This window comes from Parafrankia discariae (assembly GCF_000373365.1).
GTDB lineage: Bacteria > Actinomycetota > Actinomycetes > Frankiales > Frankiaceae > Parafrankia > Parafrankia discariae.
The window spans coordinates 21,535-42,020 of sequence record NZ_KB891236.1; the positions used below are offsets into that span (position 1 = coordinate 21,535).

Annotated in this window: 14 protein-coding genes and 1 pseudogene; 8 read left to right on the forward strand and 7 right to left on the reverse strand. The window is 71.3% G+C overall.

What is annotated here, in order from left to right; translation table 11 throughout:
• The first annotated feature begins 3 nt into the window (after positions 1–3).
• Positions 4–1,200, forward strand: coding sequence for an ABC transporter substrate-binding protein (locus B056_RS0123730; protein WP_020572665.1), 1,197 nt, complete (start codon positions 4–6; stop codon positions 1,198–1,200).
• A 42-nt stretch (positions 1,201–1,242) separates the two neighbouring features.
• Here B056_RS0123730 and B056_RS0123735 read toward each other — a convergent pair whose 3' ends face one another.
• Positions 1,243–2,142: an SDR family NAD(P)-dependent oxidoreductase gene (locus B056_RS0123735; protein ID WP_051105725.1), complete on the reverse strand. Its 900-nt coding sequence runs from the start codon at positions 2,140–2,142 to the stop codon at positions 1,243–1,245.
• Positions 2,143–2,393: 251 nt separating this feature from the next.
• On the opposite strand from B056_RS0123735, the gene B056_RS0123740 reads away from it, so the two are divergent.
• Positions 2,394–4,349: a M13 family metallopeptidase gene (locus tag B056_RS0123740; protein ID WP_018504353.1), complete on the forward strand. Its 1,956-nt coding sequence runs from the start codon at positions 2,394–2,396 to the stop codon at positions 4,347–4,349.
• A gap of 189 nt (positions 4,350–4,538) precedes the next feature.
• Here B056_RS0123740 and B056_RS0123745 read toward each other — a convergent pair whose 3' ends face one another.
• Positions 4,539–5,933, reverse strand: a complete 1,395-nt coding sequence (locus B056_RS0123745; RefSeq protein WP_020572666.1) for an MBL fold metallo-hydrolase — start codon at positions 5,931–5,933, stop codon at positions 4,539–4,541.
• Positions 5,934–6,184: 251 nt separating this feature from the next.
• Positions 6,185–6,469, reverse strand: coding sequence for a hypothetical protein (locus B056_RS0123750; RefSeq protein WP_018504355.1), 285 nt, complete (start codon positions 6,467–6,469; stop codon positions 6,185–6,187).
• A 529-nt stretch (positions 6,470–6,998) separates the two neighbouring features.
• Between B056_RS0123750 and groL the strand changes: the two genes are divergently transcribed.
• Together groL and helR are read left to right on the forward strand one after the other, a co-directional pair.
• Positions 6,999–8,627, forward strand: a complete 1,629-nt coding sequence (groL, locus tag B056_RS0123755; RefSeq protein ID WP_018504356.1) for a chaperonin GroEL — start codon at positions 6,999–7,001, stop codon at positions 8,625–8,627.
• 399 nt (positions 8,628–9,026) lie between these two features.
• Positions 9,027–11,174 carry an RNA polymerase recycling motor ATPase HelR gene (helR, locus tag B056_RS0123760; protein ID WP_018504357.1) on the forward strand — a complete coding sequence of 716 codons (2,148 nt, stop codon included), beginning with the start codon at positions 9,027–9,029 and terminating at the stop codon, positions 11,172–11,174.
• Positions 11,175–11,307: 133 nt separating this feature from the next.
• Here helR and B056_RS0123765 read toward each other — a convergent pair whose 3' ends face one another.
• The gene (locus B056_RS0123765; RefSeq protein WP_026240068.1) at positions 11,308–12,111 is read right to left on the reverse strand and encodes a PaaI family thioesterase; all 804 of its coding nucleotides are present in this window, start codon (positions 12,109–12,111) and stop codon (positions 11,308–11,310) included.
• A gap of 622 nt (positions 12,112–12,733) precedes the next feature.
• On the opposite strand from B056_RS0123765, the gene B056_RS0123770 reads away from it, so the two are divergent.
• On the forward strand, positions 12,734–13,666 hold the full coding sequence (locus tag B056_RS0123770; RefSeq protein WP_230203154.1) for a toll/interleukin-1 receptor domain-containing protein: 933 nt from the start codon (positions 12,734–12,736) through the stop codon (positions 13,664–13,666).
• The gene (locus tag B056_RS0123775) at positions 13,663–15,291 is read left to right on the forward strand and encodes an SPFH domain-containing protein (RefSeq protein ID WP_018504360.1); all 1,629 of its coding nucleotides are present in this window, start codon (positions 13,663–13,665) and stop codon (positions 15,289–15,291) included. The genes B056_RS0123770 and B056_RS0123775 overlap by 4 nt, the downstream gene beginning before the upstream one ends.
• Before the next feature lie 169 nt (positions 15,292–15,460).
• Here B056_RS0123775 and B056_RS0123780 read toward each other — a convergent pair whose 3' ends face one another.
• Entirely contained in the window at positions 15,461–15,898 is a 438-nt protein-coding gene (locus tag B056_RS0123780; protein ID WP_018504361.1) for a MarR family winged helix-turn-helix transcriptional regulator, read from the reverse strand.
• Positions 15,899–16,027: 129 nt separating this feature from the next.
• Here B056_RS0123780 and B056_RS0123785 point away from each other — a divergent pair, with 129 nt between their 5' ends.
• A complete protein-coding gene (locus B056_RS0123785) occupies positions 16,028–17,566 on the forward strand; it encodes an MFS transporter (RefSeq protein WP_018504362.1) in 1,539 nt (512 codons plus the stop codon).
• Between the two features lie 52 nt (positions 17,567–17,618).
• Here B056_RS0123785 and B056_RS0123790 read toward each other — a convergent pair whose 3' ends face one another.
• Together B056_RS0123790 and B056_RS0123795 are read right to left on the reverse strand one after the other, a co-directional pair.
• A complete protein-coding gene (locus B056_RS0123790) occupies positions 17,619–18,353 on the reverse strand; it encodes a phospholipase (RefSeq protein WP_018504363.1) in 735 nt (244 codons plus the stop codon).
• A 137-nt stretch (positions 18,354–18,490) separates the two neighbouring features.
• Complete coding sequence (locus tag B056_RS0123795; protein WP_018504364.1) at positions 18,491–19,276, reverse strand: neutral zinc metallopeptidase; 786 nt, start codon at positions 19,274–19,276, stop codon at positions 18,491–18,493.
• A 223-nt stretch (positions 19,277–19,499) separates the two neighbouring features.
• Here B056_RS0123795 and B056_RS45485 point away from each other — a divergent pair.
• Positions 19,500–20,486: pseudogene (locus B056_RS45485) on the forward strand (amidohydrolase family protein); the annotation flags it as partial.

Here is a 20,486-nt window from a genome sequence, read left to right on the forward strand (position 1 = left end):
CGAATGTTGTGCTCGGTACTGGCCGCCCTTTCCGTCGGCGCGGCGGGCCTCCTCGCGGGGTGTTCCGCACCCCAGGCCGATGCGACCACCGACTGCCGCGCGCCGGGGGTGAGCGCCCAGCGGATCGACCTCGGTGTGCTGTATCCGGACACCGGGCCGGCCGCCGAGCAGTCCGACGCCGTTCGGGGCGGGATCGACGCCCGCCTCGGCGAGGTGAACGCCGCCGGGGGCGTGAACGGCCGCCAGGTCGGCTACCAGTGGCGCGACGACAAGGGGTCCGCGACCGGGAACGCGATGAGCGCCCGCGACCTCGTCGAGCGGCAGAACGTCTTCGGCCTCATCGAGTTGTCGGTCGCGGCGTCGGGAGGCGCGGGCTACCTCGCCGAGCGCGGCGTTCCGGTGACCGGCCTGGCCCACGAGCAGGTCTGGTCGACGATGCCGAACATGTTCGCCTTCACCTACGTGACCGGCGTCGCCGTCGACACGCAGGGCCAGTTCGTGCGTTCCCGGGGCGGCCGGCGCGCGGTGATCCTGCAGCCCGGGCTGTCCGCGGGCATCTCGGACACCGCCGACCGGTACGCGCGCAGCCTCGCCGCCAGCGGAATTCCCGTGGTGGACACGGTGAGCTTCACCCCGAACGTCGACAACCCGGCAGCGGCCGCCGCCCGGGTCGTCGCGGCGAAGGCGGACGTGGTCATCGGCCTCATCCTGCCGGACAGCCTGGTCGGCATCCTGAACGTGCTGCGGCAGGCCGGCCACGCGCCGAAGGTGGTGCTTTCCGGCAACGGCTACGACAAGCGGCTCCTGGCAGCCTTCGGCGCCCAGGCCGCGGGAATCACCGTGCCGCTCGTCTACCGGCCGCTCGAGCTCGGCGGTCCGGCGACCAGGACCTACCTGGACGCGATGAACCGGTACGCGCCGCAGGTCGCCCAGCCCGAGAACGACACCTCGGTGCTCGCCTACATCAGCACCGACATGTTCCTGGAGGGTCTGCGCCTCGCCGGTGCCTGCCCGACGCGGGCGGCTTTCATCGACCGGCTGCGCGCCCGGAACAGCTACGACGCCGGCGGCCTGATCAGCCCGATCAGTTTCCGCGCGGGGGCGGGCCGGCCGACCACCTGCTACTCGTTCGTCCAGGTCAACGACTCGGGCAACGCGTTCCTCGTCGTCGAGCCGGGGCTGTGCGGCAACACGATCTGATCGTCGGTCCGGCGCGGCACGGTCTCCGGCGGACGAGACGGGTCAGTGGAAACCGAGCTCGGCCAGCAGCCGCTCGCTCTCGGTCCAGAGCCGGGCGGCGGCGGCGTCGTCCCGGGCGGCTTCGGCGGGTAGCTCCTCCGCCCGGCGGTGGAAGTAACGCCCGCCGGTGCGGCCGCCTTCGGGCCCGGTGGCCAGCCAGGTCAGGGTCTCGGCCGGTTCGTCGGGTGACACCGTGTCGGCCGCGGCCATGTGCGCCCGCATCGCCGCGTCGCCGTGCGCGCTGAAGTTGCTGGCCACGACGCCGGGATGCATGGCCTGGGCGACGATCCCGGCCGGCCCGGCCCGCCGCGCCAGTTCGCGGGTGAACAGGATGTTGGCGAGCTTGGCCCGACAGTAGGCGACGGCGGCGCGGAACTCGCCGAGGCTCTGCAGATCGTCCCAGTCGAGACCGTCGACCGCGCGGTGGCCGCTCGACGACACGGCGATCACCCGCGTCGACCCGGCGGGCCGGGCCGCCGCGTTCGCCCTGAGCAGGGGCAGGAGCTCCCGCGTCAGCAGGAACGGGGCGAGGTGGTTGACGGCGAAGGTGGCCTCGGTGCCCTCCGCGCTGATGATCCGCCGGTCCCGGACCCCGCCCGCGTTGTTGATGAGGACGTCGAGGCGCGGGGTCAGGTCCCGGATCTCGCCGGCGACCCGTCGGACGTCCGCCATGAGGGTGAAGTCGCCGCGCAGCATCGTGAACCCGCCGGGCCCGCCCGCCGCCGCGGCGATCTCCGCCGCGGCGGCGGCGCTGCGCTCCGGATCACGGCCGACGCCGATCACCTGCCAGCCCTGCTCGGCGAGGGCGCGGGCGGTCGCCCGGCCTATCCCCGAGCTGGCGCCCGTGACGACGGCGACGGGCCGCTCCGCGGACGGGGACTCTGGGTTCGGCGGCAAGGACATCTCCATCAGGTCAGCGGGGCCGGAGGACGTCGGGGAACAGGCGAACGGTGGCGCGCCGGGCAGGGCGGGGCCGCGGCCAGGTTCGGACCGCGACACCCACAATGACACGCAATAGGTGCTATTCGTCAACTCCCGCGAACGGAACCGACGGCCGCGTGCGGGCAGATACCGTCAGGGGGGTTCACCGGGTGGGCCGGACAGCTCGGTGTTGCTCCATGGCCCGGCGGCAATCGATTGGAGACTTTCGTTCTGTGAGCATCCTCGACGACGCCCGCGAGGGCATGGACCTCGACGTCCGACCGCAGGACGACCTCTTCGGCCACGTGAACGGCCGGTGGCTCGCCGAGACGGAGATCCCCTCCGACCGGTCGAGCTGGGGCCCCTTCGTACAGCTGGCCGACGACGCCGAGCGGCAGGTCCGCGACATCATCACCGACCTCGCCGCGCGTGACCCGGCCACCCAGGACGAGGACGCGCGGAAGATCGGCGACCTCTACAACTCCTTCGTGGACACCGAGGCGATCCAGGAGCTCGGCCTGGCCCCGGTACAGCCGCTGCTGGACGGCGCGCGCGGGCTCAGTGACGTCCGCGGCCTCGCCGTGTTCCTCGGCGAGCTCGAGCGGATCGGCGGCTCCGGGCTGTTCGGCTCCTACGTCGACACCGACGACCGCAACTCCGACCGCTACCTGTTCCACCTGCGGCAGGGTGGCCTGGGCCTGCCGGACGAGTCGTACTACCGCGACGACAAGTTCGCCGAGACCCGCCAGAAGTACGTCGACTACCTGACCCGGATGCTCGAGCTGGCCGGGCACGCCGACTCCACCGACGCCGCGGAGCGGATCCTCGCCCTGGAGACCCTGCTCGCGAAGGGCCACTGGGAGCGGGCCGAGACCCGCGACGTCCAGAAGACCTACAACCTGATGACGGCCGGGCAGCTGTCGGAGCTCTGCCCGGCGTTCGACTGGGACGCCTACGTCACCGGTCTCGGTGGGTCGCTGACCGGTCCGCACGCGACGCTGGCGGAGGCGTGTGTGCGCCAGCCGTCGTTCTTCGCGCACCTGTCGACCGTACTGACCGGCACGTCGATCGAGGTGTGGCGCGACTGGCTGACCAGCCGCGTGCTGCGCTCGGCCGCGCCCTACCTGCCCGACGCGTTCGTCGAGACCAACTTCGACTTCTACGGCCGCACGCTCAGCGGCACCCCCGAGCTGCGGGCCCGCTGGAAGCGCGCGGTGGCGTTCGTCGAGGGCGCGATCGGTGAGGCCGTCGGCCGGGAGTACGTCGCCCGGCACTTCCCGCCGCACGCCAAGGCGCAGATGGACGACCTCGTCGCCAACCTGCTCGCCGCCTACCGCTCGTCGATCTCCCAGCTGGACTGGATGACCGAGGAGACCAAGCGGCGGGCGTACGAGAAGCTGGAGACGTTCCGCCCGAAGATCGGCTACCCCGACCGGTTCCGGGACTACTCGGCGCTGCCGGTCCGCCGCGACGACCTGATGGGCAACGCCCGCGCCGCCGCCGCGTTCGACACCGACCGCGAACTGGCCAAGATCGGCTCGCCGGTCGACCGCGACGAGTGGTTCATGCTGCCGCAGACCGTCAACGCGTACTACAACCCGGGCACCAACGAGATCTGCTTCCCGGCCGGCATTCTGCAGAAGCCGTTCTTCAGCCCGGACGCCCACCCGGCCGAGAACTACGGCGGCATCGGCGCGGTGATCGGCCACGAGGTCGGCCACGGTTTCGACGACCAGGGCGCGCAGTACGACGGCGCCGGCAACCTCAACGACTGGTGGACGCCCGCTGACAAGGCGGCCTTCGAGGTGAAGTCGAAGACGCTGGTCGAGCAGTACAACGGGTTCGAGTCGCGCAACCTGCCGGGCGAGAAGGTGAACGGCGCGCTCACCGTCGGGGAGAACATCGGCGACCTCGGCGGCCTGACCATCGCCCACCAGGCCTACGTCATCTCCCAGGGCGGCGAGGCGTCGCGTGAGGACCGACGTCGGCTGTTCATGAACTGGGCCTATGTGTGGCGCAGCAAGCGCCGGCTCGAGCTCGAGCGGCAGTACCTCACCACCGACCCGCACAGCCCACCGGACCTGCGCGCCAACATCGTGCGCAACCTCGACGAGTTCCACGACGTCTTCGGCACCGAGCCCGGCGACGGGCTGTGGCTGGACCCGGCCGACCGGGTCCGCATCTGGTAGGCGTCGCGCGTTCGGGCTGTCCATCGCGGCGGCTCCCGCGGGTCGAAACCCGCGGGCGCCGCCGCCGCCGAACGCGGTGCACAGCCGAGTGCGCACGGCGCCGAAGTCCCCGGCTGTCCGGCCGGACTGTGTTCTTCTCGCCTGTCCCGTTTCGTCGACTGCTCGCAGAGCTTGTTGTGGGCCGGGGGCTCAGCCGTCCACGGTGACGACCGACAGACCGGCGTCGGCGGCGGCGCCGTAGGAGTCGTCGACGAACGCCGCGGTGCGGCCGGCGCGGGCGAGCAGACTGGCCGCGGCGGCGGCCCGGTACCCGGACCCGCAGTACACCCACACCACTCCGACCGGTACCTGCGCGACCCGGTCCGGCAGCTCGGGCAGCGGGATGGGCACGGCCCCGGCGAGGTGCCCGTTCCGCCACTCGTCGCCCAGCCGGACGTCCAGCACGACGTCGGGAGCGGGCAGGCCACGCGGCGGACGTCCGGCCAGCGCCGCCGCCAGCTCCGGGTAGGTCACCGACGGCAGCGAGCCCAGGTGCGACCGGTCGCCGGCGGCCCACTGTTCGGGAGTTCCGGTCGCGGCGGCGGCCGGGCGGTCGATGCCGATGCGGGCGAGCTCCCGCTGGGCCTGGCTGATCTGGGCGTCGGACTCGCCGAGCAGGGTCACCGGCGCCCCCCAGCGCATCAGCCAGCCGAGCCAGGTCGACATCGGCCCGTCCAGGCCCAGGCTCAGCGTTCCGGTCAGGTGCCGGTGCGCGAACGCCTTCCGGGAGCGCAGGTCGACCACCCACTCGCCGGCGGCGATCCGGGAGCGCAGCGCGTCCGCGTCCGCGGCCCTGACCGGGGTCAGGTCCAGCAGGTCGGCCCCGGCGGCGTTCCTCGCGCCCATGTGGGCGTAGTAGGCCGGGAACGCGTCCAGGCCGGCCAGGACCTCGGTGACGAACTCGTCCGCGGCCAGCCGCAGCACCGGGTTGACCGTCCGTTCCCGCCCGATGGTCGACGCGGGCGCGTCGGACTGGCCGGCCGAGCAGAAACTGCCGAAGCCGTGTGTCGGCCAGACCTGCGCGCCCTGCGGCAGCAGGTCGGCCAGCCGCCGCGCCGACGCGTGCTGGTGGCGGGCGAGGGTGCGCGCGTGCTGGGCACCCAGCAGGTCGGTGCGACCGGTGGTGCCGAACAGCAGCGACCCGCCGGTGAACACCCCGACCGGGCCTTTCGGGCCGTGAAGCAGGAACGACAGGTGATGAAAGGTGTGGCCCGGGGTGGCCAGCACGGTCAGCGCGGCCTCGCCGGAGATCGTGATCTCGTCGCCGTCGGACAGCGGCAGCCGGTCGAAGCCGACGTCGTCGGCCGCGGCCACCCCGTAGCGGGCGCCGGTCACCCGGGCCAACGCGAGCCCGCCCGAGACGTAGTCGTTGTGCAGATGGGTCTCCACCACGTGGCTGATCCGCACCCCGAGCCCGCCGGCCAGGGCCAGGATCCGGTCGATGTCGCGCTGCGGATCGATCACCACCGCCAGCCGGCCGTCGTGCGCCAGGTAGCTGCGGTCGCCGAGCGTGGAGGTCTCCACGACCTCGACGGCAATCGTCATCTCATCCCCCATCGAGCCGGTCGAGCAGGTAGGGGTCGGGCCGGTCAGCCTGCCGGGCCCGACCCCCGGCGCGCTCAATTTCCACCCGCCCAGCTCCACACTCATACTTTACTTACCCCATGGGGGTATGCAGCACGCCGAGGGACGACGGCAACCCCGGGCGGCCACCCCCTTGGACGCGGCACGCCGACTGGGAGCGGGACGGGGGATCGACGACGTGCGTCGGATCGCCAAAGCGCGGACGGCCCCGGCTACCTCACCTGCGGCGCCGCCTCGTCGAGGCTCTCGCCGAGCGGCTCACGGCGAAACGCCCGACCGGTCCGGGCGGATCCTCGGGATGACAGTGCCGGCACGCGCGGGGCCTGCCAGACCGCGATCACGCAGTGCTCGAACAGCGGGCCGGTCGGGGACCCCGAGCCGCCGCTCGCCTCAGCCCTCCCCCGGGCAGCGATCCTCATCCGGTACCAGCCGGGGCCGGCGAACGCGAGATCCGGCCCGTCCGGGACCGGGCCGCCCATGAGTGTGCCGACCTCCATCGGGCCGACACGGAAGCGGCGGTGATCACCGGCGAGTTCCCGCCGTACACGAGGAACTGGTGATGGTCGACGGCGACGGTGAACTCGCTGCGTCACATGGCACGCCTCCAGGTGACGGGTTCAAACGGCACCGGCGTCGAAGAGCTGGACGGCGGGCCCGACCGACAGGGTCGCCCACGAGGCGGAGCACCTCGGTGCCGACCTGCCGGCCGCCGGCGCGGGCACCGGCGGCCGCCGAACGCAGGCGGACGCACGCCTTCCCCTGCGGATTCCCGCGCCGGACGGGATCGGCGCCCGACGGGCCGCTGTTACACCGCACTCTTCCCTTCCGCTCGATCACGCGGGGTGGTGATGGCCTCGGTTCCGGGGGTGCCGGGAGCTATACAGTGGCTGGCACTCAGCTAGGTCGAGTGCCAACCTCCGGAGCGACGGGTGCCTGGGCCACGCGAGCCCATCGTCTTCGTTGTCAGGCACCCACCGGCGGTCGGCGCTCCTCCGCATGGCCCAAGCCCAGGAGGAAACACCCCATATGCCGAAGATCATCGCCTTCGACGAGGAGGCACGGCGCGGCCTGGAGCGCGGCATGAACCAGCTGGCCGACGCGGTCAAGGTCACGCTCGGCCCCAAGGGTCGCAACGTCGTCCTCGAGAGCAGGTTCGGCGTCCCCACGATCACCAACGACGGCGTGAGCATCGCCCGGGAGATCGAGCTCGAGGACCCGTACGAGAAGATCGGCGCGGAGCTCGTCAAGGAAGTCGCGAAGAAGACCAACGACGTCGCGGGTGACGGCACCACCACCGCCACGATCCTCGCCCAGGCTCTGGTGCGCGAGGGCCTGCGCAACGTCGCCGCCGGNGCGAACCCGATNGNNCTGAAGAAGGGCATCGAGNNCGCNGNNGNNCGNGTCNCCGAGGAGCTCTCCANNGTCGCNAAGGACGTGGAGACCAAGGAGCAGATCGCCTCGGCCGCCTCCATCTCCGCCGGTGACCCGGCCATCGGCGCGATGATCGCCGAGGCGATGGACAAGGTCGGCAAGGAAGGCGTCATCACCGTCGAGGAGAGCAACACCTTCGGGCTCGAGCTGGAGCTCACCGAGGGCATGCGCTTCGACAAGGGCTACATCTCGCCCTACTTCGTCACNGACACCGACCGCATGGANNCCGTCCTCGACGACCCGTACATCCTGATCACGAACAGCNNNATCTCNGCNGTNAAGGACNTGCTNCCGATCCTGGAGAAGGTCATGCAGGCCGGCANGCNNCTNGNNATCNTCTCNGAGGACGTCGAGGGCGAGGCCCTGGCGACCCTGGTCGTGAACAAGATCCGCGGCACGTTCAAGAGCGCCGCGGTCAAGGCGCCCGGCTTCGGCGACCGCCGCAAGGCCATGCTGACCGACATCGCCGTCCTCACCGGCGGCCAGGTCATCTCCGAGGACNTCGGCCTCAAGCTCGAGGGCACCACCGTCGACCTGCTCGGCCGGGCCCGCAAGGTCGTCATCACCAAGGACGAGACCACCATCGTCGAGGGTGCCGGCGACGCGGACCAGATCCAGGGGCGGGTCAACCAGATCCGGGCCGAACTCGACCGGGCGGACACCGACTTCGACCGCGAGAAGATGCAGGAGCGGCTGGCCAAGCTCGCCGGCGGCGTCGCGGTCATCAAGGTCGGCGCGGCCACCGAGGTCGAGCTCAAGGAGAAGAAGCACCGCATCGAGGACGCCGTCTCGAACGCGAAGGCCGCGGTCGAGGAGGGCATCGTCGCCGGCGGCGGCGTCGCGCTCCTGCAGGCCTCCACCAGCGNNTTCNAGNAGCTCGACCTCTCCGGCGACGAGGCCACCGGCGCCCTGATCGTCGAGCGCGCCCTCGCCGCCCCGCTGCNCCAGATCGCCACCAACGCCGGCCTCGAGGGCGGCGTCGTGGTCGAGAAGGTCCGCGGCCTGCCCACCGGGCACGGCCTGAACGCGGCGACCGGCGAGTACGTCGACATGATCGCCGCCGGGATCATCGACCCGGTGAAGGTCACCCGCTCGGCGCTGCAGAACGCCGCGTCGATCACCGGCCTCTTCCTCACCATCGAGGTCGTGGTGGCGAACAGCCTGGCGGACGCGGCCGCGGCGGCGTCCGCGGACGCCGCCGCCTTCGGCGACATGGGTATGTAGCGGCGTCACCAGCTCGTCGGCGGGCCGATCGTGCGGTCGGCCCGCCGACTCCGCCGTCGACCGCTCACAGCCGCGCACTCGCAGGGGCGGGCGGTGCCACGAGGAGACCCGTCCCTCTACCGTGGACGAGAACAGGCCGAGAACCACAACAGACCGAGAACCAAAACAGGCCAGGGATTAAAACAAGCCGAGGATTAAAACAAGCTACAGAAAAAATGGGCAGGAGCGAATATCAGCTTTCTGCCACTTTCAACTTATAGCACGCAGGGGGGCTTGCGTCAAGGCCTGGGCTGTGCCGCAGAATAGCCAGCCGAGGCCAGATGCCGAGCAGAGTCCAGCCGCGCCCGCGAGCGCCAGAACTTGGATCTGAGGTCGCGAGCCTCAGGTCGGAGCCGAGCCGTGAACCCCCTGACCACCAGCGCGTTTGACCTTCCCGACCACCTCGCCGCCAAGGCCGACCCGGTGCTGATCGCCGACGACGAGCGGCACTTCACCGCCATCGCGCAGAGCCTTGAGCAGTCGATCGCCGAGCTGTCCGACCGTCTCGACACCGCCCGCCGGGCGCCCGGCGGGATCGGCCAGGAGGCGATGGACCGGGATCTGGAGATCCACCGGCTGACCGCCCGCCTGCGCGCCCTGCGTCGCTTCGGTCTGGACCTGTGCCTCGGGCACATCGTCCGCACGGACGATCCTGAGCCCGTCTATGTCGGACGGCTCGGCCTCACCGACAGCACGGGCCGCCGTCTGCTGCTCGACTGGCGCTCACCCGCCGCCGAACCGTTCTTCGGAGCGACCCACGCGAACCCGATGGGCCTGACGAGCCGCCGCAGGTTCCGCTGGACCCGCGGCCGGATCAGCGACTACTGGGACGAGGTCTTCACCCCGGACGGATTCGAGGGCCACGCCGCGCTCGACGACCAGTCCGCCTTCATCGCCAGCCTGGGCGGCAACCGCTCGGCCCGGATGCGGGACGTGCTCGGCACCATCCAGGCCGACCAGGACGCCATCATCCGCGCGGGATCCGACGGCGCCCTCGTCGTCGACGGCGGTCCGGGCACCGGGAAGACCGTCGTCGCGCTGCACCGCTCCGCCTACCTGCTCTACGCCGACCCTCGCCTGGGCCACCGCCGCGGCGGGGTGCTGTTCGTCGGGCCGCACCAGCCCTACCTGGCCTACGTCGCCGACGTCCTGCCCAGCCTCGGCGAGGAGGGTGTGCAGACCTGCAACCTGCGGGACCTCGTGGCCGAGGGGGCCAGCGCGGGGCTCGAGACCGATCCCGAGGTGGCCCGGCTGAAATCGTCGGTGCACCTGGTGCGGGCGGTCGAGACGGCCGTCCGGTTCTACGAGGAACCACCCACCCAGGGGATGACGATCACCACCCACTGGGCGGACGTCTGGCTGAGCGCCGACGACTGGGCCGAGGCGTTCGAGGCCCCGGACCCCGGTACTCCGCACAACGAGGCACGGGACCAGATCTGGCAGGAGCTGGTCACCATCCTGGTGGACAAGCACGACGACGACATCTCCACCCATCTGCTCCGCAGGTCGCTGCTGCAGAACCGGGAGCTGCTCACCACCCTCAACCGGACGTGGCCGCTGCTCGAAGCGGCCGATCTCGTCGGCGACCTCTGGTCGGTGCCCGCCTACCTGCGCAAATGCGCTCCGTGGCTCAGCCCCGAGGAGGTCCGGCTCCTGCAGCGCGCGGACGCCCAGGCCTGGACGCTGGCCGACCTGCCGATCCTGGACGCGGCCCGGCAGCGGCTCGGCGACCCGGAGGCGTCCCGGCGCAAGCGTCGGCAGGACGCCGCCGTCGCCGCCGAGCGCGAGCACATGACCAAGGTCGTCGACAACCTGCTCGAGGCAGACGACGACGGCGAGGGCCACGTGACGATGCTGCGCGGGCAGGACCTGCGCGACATCCTGGTCGACGAGTCCGCGCTGCCCACCACCGACCCGGACCTGCTCGCCGGCCCGTTCGCGCACGTGGTCGTGGACGAGGCCCAGGAGCTGACCGACGCGCAGTGGCAGATGCTGCTGCTGCGCTGCCCGTCACGCAGCTTCACCGTCGTCGGGGACCGCGCCCAGGCCCGGCACGGCTTCACCGAGTCGTGGCGGGAACGGCTCGCCCGGGTCGGGTTCGACCGGATCCGGCAGGCGTCCCTGAGCATCAACTACCGCACGCCGGAAGAGGTCATGGCCGAGGCCGAGCCGGTCATCCGCGGCGTGCTCCCGGACGCGAACGTGCCGATGTCGGTCCGCGCCAGCGGCATCCCCGTCCGGTACGGATCCACCGCGGAGCTGGGCTCGGTCCTCGACGACTGGCTCGCCGCGCACACCGAGGGGATCGCCTGCGTCATCGGCGATCCCACGTTCCGGGCGACGTCCCGGGTCCGGTCGCTGACCCCGGAACTGTCAAAAGGGCTCGAGTTCGACCTGGTCGTCCTCGTCGACCCGGCGGCGTTCGGCACCGGCGTCGAGGGAGCCGTCGACCGCTACGTCGCGATGACCCGCGCGACCCAGCGGCTCGTCATCCTGACCAGCCCCTGACGGCGCCGCGCCGGACCGGTCGGACAGCGGGCCCGGCCGGTCGGGTCAGCGGGCCCGGCCGGTCGGGTCAGCGGGCCCGGCCGGTCGAGTCAGCGGGCCCGGCCGGTCGAGTCAGCGGGCCCGGCCGGTCGAGTCAGCGGGCCCGGCCGAAGGTCCGGGTGGTGGCGAGGACGGCGAGACGGTCGCCGGCGCCGGTGTCACGCACCTCGACCCGGCCGAGGCCGTCGCGGACCCGCGCGGTGGCCACGACCGGGCCGACCCGGGCCGGGCGCAGGTAGCGGATCGTCAGGGAGGCGAGCGTCTCGCCCGGGGTGAGTGACAGCGCCGCCTCCTCGGCGGTCAGCGCGAGCAGCCCGCCATTGATGGTGTTCGACGCGTTGATCGCGTCCTCGGCGCGGGGCAGCGTCGCCACACCCGGCTCGAGGATCTCGCAGCGGGCCCGCTCGGCCAGCGGTCTGCTCAGCCGCCGGCCCGGGATCCGGCGCGGCCGGGTCCTCAGGTCCGCCAGATCGGGTGCCATGACCAGGGCGGGGTTCGGGGCGGCCATGAACGAGGCCACGGCGAAGCCGATCCGGTCACCGTCACTGCCGGTGAACTCGACCTCCACGACACCGACCGACCGGCCGGCCTTGGCCAGCCGGGCGACCGCGCTGATCGTCTCGGACTCGCGCGGCGGGGCGAACACCTGCACATCCAGGTCGAGCGTGACCGGGACGCGGGGGGCGAACCGGTCCATGACCGTGTAGCCGGCGACGGTGTCGGCCCAGATCGCCAGGATCGAGGTGCGCACGCTGCGCGTCCCGGGGGCGAACATCTCCGGGACGACCGGCGCCGACCCGTGCCACTCGTCGCCGACCAGGTCGAGGCCGAAGCCGAGCTCGAGCAGGATGTGGTCATCGGTGTGCGTGACGTACTGGACCTCGTCGGTGGTGGTCATCGCCGCCACCGCCCGGACGGGCCAGGGCATGACCCGCCGGGACGCCCCGGGTCCGCGTCTCGACTGGAGCCACTTCGGCTGGGCACTGGTCTGGTCTCCGATCCGTTCCTCGGGTACATGGTGCGAGCGGGCGTCCAGCCAGCCACCGAGGGACTCCCTGAGTCAACAATATTGACGTCAAAATCAAGGCACGTGGGATCAGGGTGTGGCGCACGACATGCCCACCCGAGGCCCGGCGGAGCGTCACCGCGCCCGACCGACGTCGACCCGGCCCCGGCCCCGGCCCGACTCCAGCTCCGGCTACAGGCCGGGGGCGGGGGTGCCGATCAGACCCGGTGGACCCGGACCTTCCGTACCAGACTGGTCCGATATGGGCACACAGCCTGCTACTTCAGGTCGAGGTTTCGCGCTAATATCCATATTCTTCATCTTCGTTAGCCAACATACTGGAGGCGGCGATCAGTGCAGGTATGCCTTCGGACCGGATAAGGCCGAAATATGGCGGGATTACCGGACCACCTCGACCAGCGCTCCGAACTGAGGCGATCCCGGGACGCGCCGACGGGCCCCGTCCCGCTTACAGCACGGGCACCGGGACGCCGCTGACATGGGAAGCGGCACGTTGAACGAGCCTTCTCTGTTTATCTCGTACGCGCACGCCGACGCCCTGTACGTCGAACGCCTGGCGCGGCGCCTGGACGCCTTCGGCCTGCCGGTCTGGTATGACGAGAGCCTGAGCTGGGGCGCGCGGTTCACCCAGGAGATCCGGCTGCGGATCAGGAACGCCCTCGCGGTCATCGTCGTGATGTCCCCCGCGGCGGAGAAGTCGGAGTGGGTCGAACGGGAGATCCTGGAGGGGCAGCGGCACGACCGGGAGTTCTTCCCGATCCTGATCGAGGGAAGCCGGCTGTTCCTGCTCGCGACGCGGCACTACTTCGACGCCCAGGACGGGGCGTTGCCGGGCAAGCGGGAGATCGCGCAGCTGCAGGCGGTCTGCCGGAACACGGGCACCGCCGGCGGGGAGTCCCCGACGCTCCTGCTACGGCCGCCACACCAACGGGCGGCGACGGTGCATCTGTCCAGGGAGAGATCGCTGGAGAAGCTCGGCTCGCTCTTCGAGGAGGGAGAGCTGGAACACGCGGACATCCTGACGTCGTCACTGCTGCTCGAGTCGGTGCAGCGGCTGGAGGCCGGCTGGATGCGGCGCCGGGCCGACGGCGAGCGCCTGCCCCTCGATCTACTGGCCAGGATCGACTCGCTGTGGGAGAACGCCTCCGCGGGAACGCAGGGGTTTCGCGCCCAGCTGGCCCGGCACAGCGGCCTGCGCGTCGACACGGAGCGGGATTTCGTCCAACTGGCCCGGGCGCTGGGATGGACGAGCGGCCATGGGGACACGAATCCGCGTTACGGAGCCTTCGTCGGAGCCGCCGCCCGCGGCGGCGGCTTCTTCCCGACTCTGCGTAATCCGCAGACGGAGCGGTATCAGAGCTGGCATGACCAGTGGGTACAGACGGTCATGGCGGTACATTTCAGGCTGCTGAAAGGCGGGGGATGATCGTGCCCTGGTACGGATGGCTGCTGCTGCTCTTTTTCCTGGGCGGCGGCGGGTATGTTCTCGTCACCGGCCTGATAAAGGTCCCGCCGGGCCACGTGGGAGTCGTCCGGATACGGTTCGCGCCGGGCCACCCGGAGGACGCGCACCGGCGGGTGAAGGTGCACGGCTCACCCGGGGTGCAGGCGGAGCTGTTGAGGGCCGACTGGCTGCACTTCCGGCCGCCGGTGCTGTACCAGGTCGCCCGGCGGGAGAGGACCAGGGTCCCGCCGGGGACCATAGGCGTGGTCGTGGCGCGGGACGGGGAGACGGCACCGGTTCACGAGGCGCTGTCGAGGCACGTCGAGTGCGACTCCTTTCAGGACGGGCGGGCCTTCCTCCGCAACGGCGGCCAGAAGGGCAGGCAGCCCGCCGTGCTGCCGGTCGGCGAATACGACATCAACCCGGAGCTGTTCGACGTCGTGACGGTGGAGACGATCGGGTCGGGCCGGTACGACCTCGTCGAGAGCGACCTGCGGGAGATCGACGTGCAGGTCGGAACCGCGGGAGTCGTGATCGTCCGCGTCGGGCAGTCGTACGACGACAGCAACGCCGCGGTCGCGCCACGGGTGCCCGGGCATCGCAGCTTCCAGTATCCCTGGGCCTTCCTCGAGAACGGGGGCTGCCAGGGGGTGCAGGAGGAGACGCTCGCCGGCGGCGGGATCTACCAGATCAATCCGTGGTTCGCCCGGGTGGTTCTCATTCCCACCCGGGTCCTCGTCCTGGAGTGGAGCAGGAAGCGGCAGGAGGAGAGCCGTTTCGACTCGGCGCTCGATCAGATCGTGGTCAATGTGGGAGGTTTCCCGATCCGGTTCGACATGCAGCAGACCATCCAGATTCCGGCCAGGGCGGCGCCGCGGCTGGTCAGCCAGTTCGGTGAGCAGGAGAAGCATCCGGTCGGGCCGGGCGACGACGACGTGACGCGGCCCGCCCCGGTGCGCAGGTTCGTCGAGCGGGTGCTGGGGACGACGGCCGAGGGATATTTCCTGAGCACCGCCAGTGAGTACAAGGTGCTCGACTTCCTGAACAGCCACAACGAGGTTCGGCTGGAGGTGGAGCAGAAGGTCCGCCAGGCACTCGACGAATGGGACATCGAGGCGGTCCGCACCACTCTCGGCGAGTTCGAGCCGCCGGCGAACCTCGACGAGATCCGCCGGGCGATCGCCAGTGAGCGGGAACACGCCCGCGTCCACCGGCACGAGCTGGAGAACGCGCGGATCAAAGCGGAGATCGTCCGCGTCGAGGCGGAGAGCGCGGCGGTGGCCGAAGGAATCCGGAGCACCGCGGAGGCGGAGCACATCCAGCGGCTGGCGGCGGCGGAGCTCGAGGCGAAGATCCAGCTGCTGGGCCAGGATGTCGTGGCGATGGAGCTTCTCCTGGCGCAGCTCTCGAAGATGAACGTACCGACCTATGTCGGCGGCGACGCGACCGCGCTGTTGCAGCACATGCCGCTGGAGGCCGCCCGCGAAATGATCAACAACGCGATCGCCCGCGTCCAGCGGAAGGAGCCGGCTGGCACCTCACCGCGTCTCGACCCGGCCGACGACGGCGCCGCCGGTCAGCTGACGACCGGTACCGGGCCGGCCTGAGGCTCCCGGGCCTGAGGCTCCCGAACACGAGGCTCCCGGGCACGAGGCTCCGGAGCCGAGCGGAACCCACGAGCCCGGATCGCCCCGCGGGCCCGGCTGGTCGTCCCCGCGGGCTGGCCGATCGTCCCCGCGGGCTGACCGGTCGCTCCCCCGGACCGGCCGATCGTCCCTACGGGCTGGGTCGGCGTATGGCGCCGTCGAGCGCCTGACCCAGCAGGCGGGCGAGCGTGGCCCGCTCGTCCCGGCTGAGGCCGGCCAGGATGTCGTCCTCGACGCTCTCCTGGGCCTGCTCGGCCCGTTCGAGCGCCTCGCGGCCGGTCTCGGTCATCGTCACGAGATGGCGACGGCGGTCGGCCGGGTCACGGCGCCGCTCGGCCAGGCCGGCGGCCTCCAGGTCGTTGAGCAGCAGGACGCAGTAGTTGGCGTCGATGCACAGGCCCTCGGTCAGGGCCTGCTGGGTGGTGCCGGCGTGATCGCGCAGGTAGGCCAGGGCCGCCATGTCCTTGAGGCTGATCCCGAGCAGATCGGGCGTGCTGGCCCGGTGGACCAACCGGGACAGGCGGGTGAGCAGCACGATCGGCCCCGTTGTTGAGGTGGCTTCCGGCATCGAACTATAGTAGCGGCATCGACATCATCACTGATCCGTGATGATTTACCTGACGTGATTATCGTTGCGACGATGACCAACGGCGGTCCGACTCTCCGGAGGAGATCCCCTCGATGACCGACACAGTTGATGTCTGAGCTCACGGTGGCCGCCACCGCGGGCGGAGCCGACCGGCGCCGGTGGATCGCCCTGGTGGTCGTGTGCCTGGCCATGCTGATGAACGCGCTCGACTCGTCGATCGTCAATGTGGCGCTGCCGTCGATCCAGAGCGATCTGCACTTCAGCCAGTCCAACCTGACCTGGGTCGTCGACGCCTACCTGATCGCCTTCGGCAGCTTCCTGCTGCTCGCCGGACGGCTGGGCGACCTGATCGGCCGCAAGCGGGTGTTCCTCACCGGGGTCGCGCTGTTCACCGCCGCCTCGGCCCTGTGCGCCGCCGCCCCCAACCAGGGCACGCTGATCGTGGCGCGCTTCGCCCAGGGGCTCGGCGGTGCCGTCTCCTCGTCGGTGATCATCGCGATCATCGTCACCGAGTTCCCGAACGCGGGCGAGCGGGCCCGGGCGATGAGCGCCTACATGCTCGTCGCCGTCGGAGGCGGCTCGCTGGGGCTCGTCGCCGGCGGCGTGCTCACCCAGGCCGTGAGCTGGCACTGGATCTTCCTCATCAACGTCCCGATCGGGGTCGCGACCTTCGGTCTCGGGGTCGTGCTGATCGAGGAGAACGTCGGCCTCGGGGTGGGCCGCGGGGTGGACGTCGCCGGCTCCCTGCTGGTCACCGTGGCGCTTCTGGTCGGCATCTACGCGATCGTCACCGCGGCCACCCACGGCTGGGCCTCGGGCCACACGCTCGGCTACGGGGCGGCCGGGGTCGCGTTGCTGGTCGCGTTCTTCGGGGTCGAGGCCCGGCGGAGCAATCCGATCATGCCGCTGCGGATCCTGCGGGTACGCAGCCTGGTCGGCTCCAGCGTGGTGCGTGGCTGCCTGTTCATCGCGATGTACGCCGTCTTCTTCTTCGGCGCGCTCTACCTCGAACAGGTCCGCGGTTACAGTCCGCTGCGTACCGGCCTCGCGTTCCTGCCCATGTCCATCGTCGTCGCGGCCCTGTCGATGGGGGTCATCAGCCGGCTGCTCATCCGGTTCGGAGCGATGAACGTGCTCATCCCCGGGCTGGTCGCGGTGATCGTCGGCCTGTTCCTGCTGACCCGGGTGGACGAGCACACCGGCTACGCCGCCGGCCTCCTCCCGGGGCTGCTGATCCTCGGTCTCGGCATGGGCGCCGCGATGGTCCCGCTGCTGTCGATCGCCATGGCGGACGTCCCCCCGGCCGACGCCGGGCTGGCCTCGGGAATCGTCAACGTCTCGATCTGGCTCAGCTCCTCGGTCGGCCTGGCCGTCCTGTCCAGCCTCGCCGCCAGCCGTACGAAGACCCTCGCCGCCCACGGGCACTCCGCCGTCGCCGCCCTGGTCAGCGGCTACCACCTGGCCTTCCTGATCGGTACCGGCTGCGCCGTGCTCGGGCTCGTCACCGCGCTCGTCGTCCTGCGCGCCCCGGCCCGGGCGGCCTTCGCGGCGGCGCGGGCGACAGCGGCGGCGACCGACTCCGCGAAGCTGCCCGCCCCCCGGGAGCAGCCCGAACCCCACGCGGAGGCGGTCTCCCACGACTCCTGAGCCGCCGGGACCGGCGCGGTCCCGCCTGACCGCCCGGCCCCGCTCCCGCGGGCTAGCCGAAGGCCCGCACCGCGTTGTACATGAGCAGGGCCGCGCGCTCGCAGGGCATCATGACGCCGAACCAGTTCACCTGCGGCTGGCCGGCCGTCCCGCAGGTCGCGCGCAGGTCGACGAGGAACTGGTTGTCGATCGCCAGCCGCCGCTGCCCAGTGGGGTCGACCGCCGGACCGTTCAGGAAGTTGCGGTAGCCGAAGTCGTGGCGCAGACAGGGGTCGGCGAACAGGGCGTCCACCTCGGGCGGCGTCGGCCCGCTGCAGCCGTCGGTCGTCCACACCAGGACCCCCGGCGGCCCGGCCGCCCGCGCGTCGCGCACGACGACGAAGTCGGCCAGCGGGAGGCTGTAGACGCTCGGGACGTCGACGGCGGGCACCTCCCCGCCGGGAACCTGGTGGACGTCGGTCCGCGCGCCGGTGGCGAACACTGCCCCGCCCTGGAAGTAGCTGACGCTGTCCGCGCCGACCGCGGGACGCGGGTCGAGCAGCGGCCGGCCGAGCGGCCCGGTCGGGCCGCCGAGCTGCGTGTACCGGTCGTATACCGGGTCGCACACCTGGAAGCCGTCCACCGCCTGGCAGCCGCCGGATCCGGTACCCCCGGTCGACGCCGCCGCAGCCGCGACGGTCTGGCAGCCGGCCGCGAGCAGCGCGAGCACGGCGCAGGCGAGCGCGGTGACGACGGCGGGACGGCGTCCCGGCCGACGCCGCCCGGCGAGGGCCCCACGGTCTGACATGGCCTGCTCCTTTTCGACCAGTCGAAGTTAGGTCGAAAAGGCCCCCCGGGACGCGCTCCGCCACTGTGCGGTAACCGACCTGTCGGTTACCGCACAGCCCCGTGCCAGGGCCCTGCCGACCGTTGTCAAGGCATGGATCAGAAGAGCACGCTGCCGGTGGGTGACTCGCCGAGGCGATAGCAGGTGCCGCTGTCACGCAGGTAGCCGAAGGCGAACGACTGGGCGCGCTGGCGGGGTGTGCCGTGCGCGCCGTCGGAGGTGGCGGTCTCGCGGTCGAACCAGCCACGGTCGCGGTTGTCGCCGAGGGAGAAGAACAGCAGGGCGCCGGAGAAGGCGTCGCCGAGGTCCAGCCGGTCGGCGTCGGTGGCGAACTGGGCCTGGTCACCGGCGAGACAGTCGGCCTGGTTCTCCTCCGCGCGGGACACCACCCCGGTGTGGCCGGAACGGGCGGACGCCCGGTGGGCCAGCTCATGCATGATCACGTACATCGGGTAGGACGGGCCGCCGGCGTCGTGCAGCTCGGTCATGAAGTCGACGCTGTAGGCGACGGTGTCGTCGAGCGGGCAGTAGAGGGCGTTCCCGGCGAAGGCGGCCGGGTCGGTTTCGCCCTCCCCGCAGGCGATCGGTGGGATCTCGCCGTCGCGGTAGGGGACGAAGCGCGGCGCGGTCCACTGCCCGCCCAGCTCGCCGGCCCAGTAGGTGTTCACCGCGCCGGGGCAGCCCGCCGGCTCGGAGATGATCGCCTCGACATCCTGAACGGTCTCGACCGGCCCGCCGCAGCCCCCGGCGGGCGCGGGCAGCCCCGCGGCCGGGGCGGCGCCGTCACCGGCGGACGTCGACTCCAGCCCGGCGCAGCCCGCCAGCAGACCACCACCGAGAACAGCGGCGAGCACGCTCGCCACGACCCTGCGCCCGACCTCCATGTCGCCACCGTATGGGCCCCTGTGGGCGCCTGGTCCGACTCGTCGGCACCTGGACAGATCTGCCGGCCGGCACGCACACGGCGCCATTCATTAGTGAGTGTTCACTTGTGCCCTACAGTGAACGCGGCTAGCCTGCTCCCCACGCGGCGGATCAGTCCGGGGAGCGCGACGCCGTGACCGTCGTGGACGCGTCGCGCAGTCGGAACGACGCGAGGAGAGCCGAGTGGTCAAGCTGGCTGACGGAATTCGAGTGGTCGACGCCGACGCCCACATGACCGAGCGCCACGACCTGTTCACCGAACGGGCGCCGAAGGGCTACGAGGACCGGGTCCCGCACGTCGAGCGGATCGACGGTGCCGACATGTGGATCGTCGAGGGCAAGGCGTTCGGCAAGGCGGGCTCCGGCGGCACCGTCGACCACCACGGGAAGAAGCACCCGTTCCGGGACTCCCAGGGCGGGTCGTGGGGCATCGACGACGTGCGCCCCGCGGCGTGGGACCCCCGGGAGCGGCTGCGCCTGATGGACGAGCTCGGCATCCACACGCAGGTCCTCTACCCCAACGCGATCGGCATCGGCGGCCAGAACCTGCGCAACTCGGTCCAGGACCCGATCGTGCTCCGGCTCTGCGTGGAGCTCTACAACGACGCGATGGCGCAGGTCCAGGCGGAGTCGGGCAACCGGCTGCTCCTCATGCCGATCATGCCCGCGTGGGACATCGCGGCCTGTGTGCGCGAGGCCCAGCGCTGCGCCGCGCTGGGCTACCGCGGGGTCAACATGACCGCCGACCCACAGGACTCCGGCTCCCCCGACCCAGGCGACCCCGCCTGGGACCCGTTCTGGGGATCTGCGCCGGCAACCAGCTCCCTGCGCACTTCCACATCGGGGCGAGCCAGACCGCGCTGTCCTACTTCGGCACGACCCGCTGGCCGAGCCAGGACGACTACGTGAAGCCGGCGATCGGCGGCGCGTCGCTGTTCCAGAACAACTCCCGGCTGCTGCTCAACAGCTGCTACTCGGGAATGTTCGACCGCCATCCCAACCTGAAGATGGTCTCGGTCGAGAGCGGCATCGGCTGGATCCCCTTCATGCTCGAGGCGATGGACTACGAGCTCGAGGAGAACGCGCCGGAGTACTTCCACAAACTGCAGAAGCTGCCGTCGGAGTACTTCGCCTCGAACTGGTACGCGACCTTCTGGTTCGAGAAGGGCC